The 7,331-nt window shown below is 56.9% G+C and carries 5 protein-coding genes; 4 read left to right on the top strand and 1 reads right to left on the bottom strand.

All coding sequences use genetic code 11. From position 1 onward, the window contains the following. Positions 1-361 precede the first annotated feature (361 nt). The 3 genes from CJF39_RS20990 to CJF39_RS20980 all read left to right on the top strand — a co-directional run bounded on the left by CJF39_RS20990 (position 362) and on the right by CJF39_RS20980 (position 4,719). The gene (locus CJF39_RS20990) at positions 362-1,555 is read left to right on the top strand and encodes a YcaO-like family protein (protein WP_249275407.1); all 1,194 of its coding nucleotides are present in this window, start codon (positions 362-364) and stop codon (positions 1,553-1,555) included. 4 nt (positions 1,556-1,559) lie between these two features. Further along, a complete protein-coding gene (locus CJF39_RS20985) occupies positions 1,560-2,516 on the top strand; it encodes a class I SAM-dependent methyltransferase (RefSeq protein ID WP_170942713.1) in 957 nt (318 codons plus the stop codon). A gap of 85 nt (positions 2,517-2,601) precedes the next feature. Next, positions 2,602-4,719 (top strand): TonB-dependent receptor family protein, encoded by a 2,118-nt coding sequence (locus tag CJF39_RS20980; protein ID WP_094995145.1) that lies wholly within the window; start codon positions 2,602-2,604, stop codon positions 4,717-4,719. Here the strand turns inward: CJF39_RS20980 and CJF39_RS20975 are convergent. Continuing rightward, positions 4,716-5,798: an AI-2E family transporter gene (locus CJF39_RS20975; RefSeq protein WP_094995144.1), complete on the bottom strand. Its 1,083-nt coding sequence runs from the start codon at positions 5,796-5,798 to the stop codon at positions 4,716-4,718. The two genes, CJF39_RS20980 and CJF39_RS20975, sit on opposite strands and share 4 nt — an antisense overlap. A gap of 160 nt (positions 5,799-5,958) precedes the next feature. On the opposite strand from CJF39_RS20975, the gene yegQ reads away from it, so the two are divergent. Next, entirely contained in the window at positions 5,959-7,314 is a 1,356-nt protein-coding gene (gene yegQ, locus CJF39_RS20970; protein ID WP_094995143.1) for a tRNA 5-hydroxyuridine modification protein YegQ, read from the top strand. The last annotated feature ends 17 nt before the right edge of the window (positions 7,315-7,331 follow it).

Raw genomic sequence — 7,331 nt, 5'->3', positions numbered from 1 at the left:
CCAACAAGTTTTGCGGCGATGGTCTCATTGGCCTGCGCTATGCGGTGCTTGCGACAATACTTTACGTACAGAGCCTAGGACGCCTAAGCCAACTCAATATTTCAATTAAATTTCAATCCACTTAAAGCAGGTTTTCAATATGGGCTACCACATGGCTATGAACACCCAGGCACTGCCTGATGCAGACACACTGGACTCCCAGACCGAGCAGCAGCTTATCGATCAACTTGAATTGTCCGATGCCGAGAAAGAAGAACTCCACGCTGACTAACTCCGTAAGGAGGGAACGTTTCTGACTTCCCTCCTTACACCGGACTCTCCCATGACGACATTAATTCCTCCTGACGAACGTGAGCTTTCTTTGCCCGAGGCGTATGCAAGAGTGCTTCAAGAGCTGAACTGCCTCGGGCTGGCCTGCTCCGTTCGTACACTCGGAGAGCGCATTGTGAACACTCGCGTGATGCTGAGTGACGCCAACTCAGGGCATCAGGGGGTCGGTTCCGGAAAAGGCTACACTGACAGCGCCTTGGTTGGAGCCCACTATGAAGCCTTGGAACATTACCTGAGCGAGCATCATGAGATGCACGTCGGGGTTGAACTGCGTCCTGCAAATCGATTCACGCGCGACGGTATCTTTCACGACGACAGTCTTCTGGATAGCGTCATTCAACACACTCAGGCCAGCATCGCCAGCCGCCTTTACCACAGCCCTCTCGACACAGCGTCCTTCTATTACCCGATCGCTTTTAGCTTGCCTGACTACCCCGGCAGGCCGTTGGCAGGCGACACATTTGATTACGCAGGTATACGCCGCTACTTCAGCAACAGCGGCATCGCCATTGGCTCCACCTACCAGGAAGCAGCTCTGCACGCCATCAATGAATGCCTGGAGCGCGATGCACTCTCACTCTTCCTGCTCAGCCATTTTTACTACCGGCACGACCGGCCACTGCGCAGGGTCCAACGCCCGCAGGCACACCACCCTCTCTGCAACCTTTGGCAGGAAGCTGAGACAGAGTTGCAAGCAGAAGTCATTCTGCTCGACATCAGCAGTGAGTTTTGCGTCACCACCTGTATGGCTTTCACCCACTCCGGTAACCAGCCCATCACCCTTTTCGGCTGCGGCACGTCATTAAGTGCGTCCCATGCGGCAGCTCGCGCACTTACCGAACTCGTGCAAGTCCGTTTGGCGGCAACCCGCGCCGACACAGCGCAACATATCGACTTGCAAATGCGCCATTTAGCCGCGTTTCCTCGCCTGCAGCGCTGCCTGCGCCTGGATATAGACGACCTGATGATGCATACCCGCCAGCAACTGGTCGCGCTGCCAATGCACGGCGCCCCAGGCACGCTGGGCGAGCAGATCCACGTCATCGCCCGTAATGTACGCGCGCACAACCGCGAACTGGGTATCAGCACCCTCTATCAAACGGACAGGGGTACCACCCTGGCCAACGTCGTGATCCCGGGGCTTGAGCTTTTTTATATTGTGAGCACCGGCAACGTTGTCATTCCCCAAGCCCGGGGACAGGCGCTCAATGAGTGTGTCAGGTGATGCCATGACTCATGCCCTGACCGTACACCGCGAGCAGCACGTCCAGCAGCAGATACACACGCTCTGCAGCATGACGGTGCATCAACACGCGTCGTGGACAGAACCCCTTGGTCCCGGGCTGAACAACGTGTTTATGCTCAATATCGAGGACTCGCTCTGGGTAGGCCGCAAAACGCTGACAACGGCCTTCGGCGGCCGACAGCACCTGTCCAGCCTGATCCGGCCCTCCATGTTGCTCGGGCGTTTTACCCGCATTGTTTACGGGAGCCATGGCGTCACTGTGCAGTTCATCACGGCAGGCGAAGCAGAAAAGACACAGCTCTTTCAGCGAGCGCCCAACCTGACGGGCAGCGAGCTGTACTTTCCCTTCCCCGTCCTTGATAGCCATGCACAGGAGTACGTCATGCATGAAGAACACTGGCGCTTTAGCGAAAAACTGGCCCAGACACTGAATGAGGATGAACGACACTTTCGAGACCATTGCACCGCCTTGCTGCAAAGTCGACTCAAGCCCGGCGCCCGACTGCTCGACCCGGCATGTTCCACCGGCGCATTCATAGCGTCCATGGCCAGTGCGTTGCCCCACACCCGTTGTATCGGCGCCGACTGCTCGTTAAGCATGGTGGAGCAAGCGCGCACCCATCATCGATTACCCAATCTGCAGTTTCACCATCGTGCTGCACAAGAAGCGCCTCAGCCCACAGCCGAATGCGATGTTTTATTTCTGCGCTTCCTGAATGCCGAGGTGATGAGCAGAGACCACGCGCAACACTTGCTAATGATGCTGTTGAAGCACTTGAAACACGGCGCAATGGCCATCGTGTTCGGGCATACCCCGGTGCTGCCCAACATCCGGTATTGGGCACATGCGGCTGGATTGAAGCTCATCTCTTCCTTGGCCGCTCGGCCGGATCACTTGGAGTTGTTCGAGTGCTATGTATTGCAATCGCCTGTGGACTAACACATTAGGCCAGTTTGGCAGTTGCGAGCGATTCTCGCCTTGTATAGGCTTGCGCGCCGCCCGCCCAACCCTGGACCTGTCATTCATGCGTTCTATCCGCTTTGCACTGCTGCCTTTGGCCCTTGCCTGTGCTTCTTGCGCCCTCGCAGAGACACTTGAGCTGGGAGAGGTGCAAGTACGCAGTCAAGAAAGCAGTGAGCTGGACATGGCCCGAGCCCGGATGAGTGAAGTCCCCGGCGCCAGCAATGTGATTGACTTGAACACCGTTGAAACCGGCCGGACGAGCAGCAATACCGACGTGCTCGCGTACCAGCCTGGCGTCTATGCACAGTCATCGGGCAACGACGGTGCCAAGGTTTCAGTGCGCGGTTCCGGCCTTAATCGCGCGCCGGGTGCCCACGGCTCAGGGCTGTACGTGATGTTTGACGGGCTGCCGCTGACAGGCCCCGGTGGCACCCCTTATGAATTATTTGAACCGTTATGGCTCAGCCGCGCCGAAGTCCTGCGTGGCGCCAATGGGTTTGACACCGGTGCACTGGCCTTGGGCGGCTCGATCAACTACGTCACCCGCACCGGCTACGACGCGACCCCGCTGCAGGTGCGTTATGAAACAGGCAGCTACGGTTATCAAAAACGTCAGCTCAGCTCAGGGCAAGTACTGGGCGATCTTGATTACTACATCTCCCTGAATGACGCCACTACCGACGGTTATCAAGACCATACCCGGGGTAGCAGCAAAGGCGTTGCGGCCAATGTCGGTTATCGCTTCAACCCGCAACTGGAGACGCGTTTTTATTTGCGCTATCGCGAGACTGATAACCAACTGGCAGGCCGTGTTACCAAAGACCAGATCAAGCATCATCCACGCTCGGCCAACCCTGCTTATGTCAAGGGAGATTACAGCCGTCCTCAACCGGGAAGTACCTGGTTCGCCAACAAAACGACGATGTACCTGGACGACGACTCGCAGCTTGAAACCGGACTGGTGTACCACGACTACCCAATGGACCTGCGTGAAGGCCCTAACCGGCTGAAAGCCGCGTATACCGATGTCAGCGGCACTTTGAACTACAAACGCCGTGACACCGTGTTCGGGCTGGAAAGCAAGACAACCGTGGGCTTGCGTAGCACCAAACACCTGCCCAATAGCGGGGCATCGGAATACGTGCGAATTCCTGCGGGAAACACCGCGGCGTATCCTGCGGGCACAAAGATGCGCGACTTCAGTTACCAGGGTTCGGACACGGTGCTGCACGCCGGCAATGACCTGGAGCTGATGCCCGATCTATGGCTCACCACTGGCATGGCCCTGATCTACACCCGCCGTGAGAGCGACGTGAGCTACCCGGACAGCGGCGGCAAGGTCAGCCAACATGATTGGGATTACGCGCCACGTGTCGGCCTGCGTTACGCGTTCAATCCCGCGTTGCAGGTGTATGGCAATGTGAGTCGCTCCGTCGAGCCGCCGCATCCCTGGTCGATGATCTGGGGTTCGCCTTTTACGTTTCCTGTCAATAATGGCCCGGCCACTGGTCGTCAAAGCACACCTGTCGCTTTACACAATCAAACAGCCACCACTCTTGAGTTGGGGGGCCGGGGTGATGCCTGGTTTGGTCAATGGGATCTCGCCTGGTATTACTCGGCCATTCGGCATGAACTACTCAGTGTCGAGACGCAAGCTGCAACCGCCACTCAAGCGCCAATTATCGGCGAATCCAATGCCAGCCCAACCGTCCACCAAGGGATTGAAGCCGGGCTCAACAGTCTGTTGTGGGAAAAAGACGGTATTGGCAACGTCTCGTTGCGCCAGGCATACACCTTCAGTGATTTCCACTACCGCAATGATGAACGTTTTGGCAGTAACGCGTTGCCCGGCATTCCCCGTCACTATTATCAGGCCGAGCTTCGCTACGACCATGCACAAGGATTCTACGCCGGGGTCAATACGCAAGTGGCCTCGCGCATGGCCGTGGATTACGCCAACTCGTATCACACCTCTTCCTACATGTTGTGGGGAGCAACATTCGGGTATGCCTCACCCAAGAAAGACTGGCAAACCTGGCTAGACCTGCGCAACCTGACACGCCAGCGCTATGCCGCTACCGTCACCCCAGGGTATGACGACAACGGCAAGGACGCCGCGCGCTCGACCCCCGGCGAAGGCATGGGCGCCTACGTCGGGGTGTCATACAACTTGCGCTAGTTGCGTGGCTGAATGTCGGCGGGCAGTCGCACTTTGCGGCGCGTCCCGCTGAACAGCCCCCAGCTGGAGAGAAAAAGGGCAGCGATCAATGGCCCGATCACAAAGCCATTTAGGCCAAAGATGGCCATACCGCCCAACGTGGATATCAGAATCAGGAAGTCCGGCATTTTGGTGTCTTTGCCGACCAGAATCGGGCGCAGCACGTTATCCACCATGCCGATCACCAAAACCCCATACAGCGCCAGTACCACCCCCTCCCATACCTGACCTGTCACCAGAAAGTAAATGGCCACGGGAGCCCAGACGATCCCGGCGCCCACGGCGGGCAGCAGAGAGAGAAACATCATCAACACTGCCCAGAACAATGAGCTGTGGATACCCAGGAACCAAAACATCAGTCCGCCCAGAGCGCCCTGTGTGATCGCAACCGCCAGGTTGCCCTTGACCGAAGCCCGCACCACGCGACGCAGTTTGAGCTGCAGCAAACGCTTCTGCTGCTCCGCCAGCGGAACTGCATTGCGAATGGTGCGCACCATCTGCTGGCCATCACGGATAAAGAAATACAACAGGTACAGCATGATGAAAAAACTCACCACCAGTTCGAAAGTACTCTGACCAAAACTGAAGACTTGGGTGGCAAAGAACTGACTGCCTTCCAAAGCGCCTTTGGACACTTTCTCACTCAAACCGGCGATATTGCCCAGACCAAAGCGATCCAGCCAATTCTGTACATTCATCGGCAAGATGTCTTTGAACTGCATGACGTAGCTGGCGACGTTGATCTTGCCGCTCTGCACGTCGTTGTAGAGCATGGCCACTTCCTGCACCAGCAAGGCGGTGGTGATGATGACCGGCAAAATGGCAATCACGGTACAGATACCCAGGGTGGCAAATGTCGCCAGGTTGCGCCGCCCCTTGAACTTGAGCACTAATTTGCGTTGTAAGGGGGCGAACAGAATCCCCAGAGCGACTGCCCAGAAAATCGCACCGTAGAACGGTAACAAGATCCAGATAAAAGCAATTGTGACCAAGGCCAACAATAACAGCAGGGTTTTGCGTTGCAGGCTTGTTTCGTTCATAGGCCGTCCATGTCAGTAAGGCGCACATTCGTCGGTTAGCGCCAGCTTAGTCCGCAAAGCGTCTGCCAAGTGCCATCGTTGCTGCATAAAGCATAGATCCAGATCAACATTCCACTGTTTAAGCCCGATTACTATCGCGCCCTTTGCGAATGGCTCCACTATGTCCCTTGCACCGCCCGAACTCCTCGCCCCTGCCGGCACCCTGAAGAACATGCGTTACGCCTTCGCTTATGGCGCCGATGCCGTGTACGCAGGCCAACCGCGCTACAGCTTGCGGGTGCGCAATAACGAATTCGACCACGACAACCTGGCTATAGGCATTAAAGAAGCGCAGGCCCAAGGCAAACGTTTTTACGTCGTGGTCAACATCGCCCCGCACAATGCCAAGCTGCGCACCTTTCTCAAGGACCTGGCGCCAGTGATCGCCATGGGCCCAGATGCGTTGATCATGTCCGACCCCGGTCTGATCATGCTAGTGCGCCAGCACTTCCCGCACATGCCAATCCACCTGTCAGTGCAGGCCAATACCGTGAATTGGGCCAGCGTCGAATTCTGGCGTCAGCAAGGGCTTAGCCGAATCATCCTGTCGCGCGAATTATCGCTGGAAGAAATCGAAGAGATTCGTCGGCAAGTGCCTGACATGGAACTTGAGATTTTCGTGCATGGCGCGTTGTGCATGGCTTACTCCGGTCGGTGTCTATTGTCCGGCTACATGAACAAGCGAGATGCCAATCAGGGCAGTTGCACCAACGCCTGCCGCTGGAAGTATGACGCTGCACCCGCCACCGAGAATGAACTGGGCACAATCGTGAACGTGGTTGACCCGTCTGTGGAGCCGACATTAGGCATAGGCCGGCCGACTGACGAGGTGTTTCTGCTGCATGAAACCAGTCGTCCTGAAGAGCCAATGGCGGCGTTTGAAGACGAACATGGCACTTACATCATGAACTCCAAGGACCTGCGCGCCGTACAGCACGTGGGCCGGTTGACGCAAATGGGCGTGCACTCGCTGAAAATCGAAGGCCGCACCAAGTCGCACTTTTACTGCGCGCGGGCCACTCAGGTGTACCGCAAGGCCATTGATGACGCCGTGGCAGGGCGTGAGTTTGATCGCAGCCTGATGACGGATCTGGAGTCTCTGGCGCAACGCGGATACACCGAAGGCTTCCTGCGCCGCCATGTGCATGACGAATACCAGAACTACCTGCATGGCAGCTCACTGTCCCAGCGTCAGCAGTTTGTGGGCGAGCTGACCGGGGAACGGCGCAACGGCATGGCCGAGGTCAAGGTCAAAAACCGGTTTTCCGTGGGCGATCATCTGGAACTGATGACCCCGCGCGGAAACTACCACTTCGATCTTTATCAATTACTCAACACTGCCAACTTGCCAATTGAGGTTGCGCCCGGGGATGGCCACACGGTGTACCTGCCAATCCCCGATCAAGTGGATTTGAGCTACGCCTTGCTGATGCGGGATCTGACCATCAGCGAGACGATCAAACAGGCTGCGCTGTAAACGCGCACGGGCGTAAC

Source organism: Pseudomonas lundensis (assembly GCF_002269125.1).
Taxonomy (GTDB): domain Bacteria; phylum Pseudomonadota; class Gammaproteobacteria; order Pseudomonadales; family Pseudomonadaceae; genus Aquipseudomonas; species Aquipseudomonas lundensis_A.
Note: the sequence above shows the minus strand (reverse complement) of the source record. Positions and strands in the feature narration are given on the sequence as shown.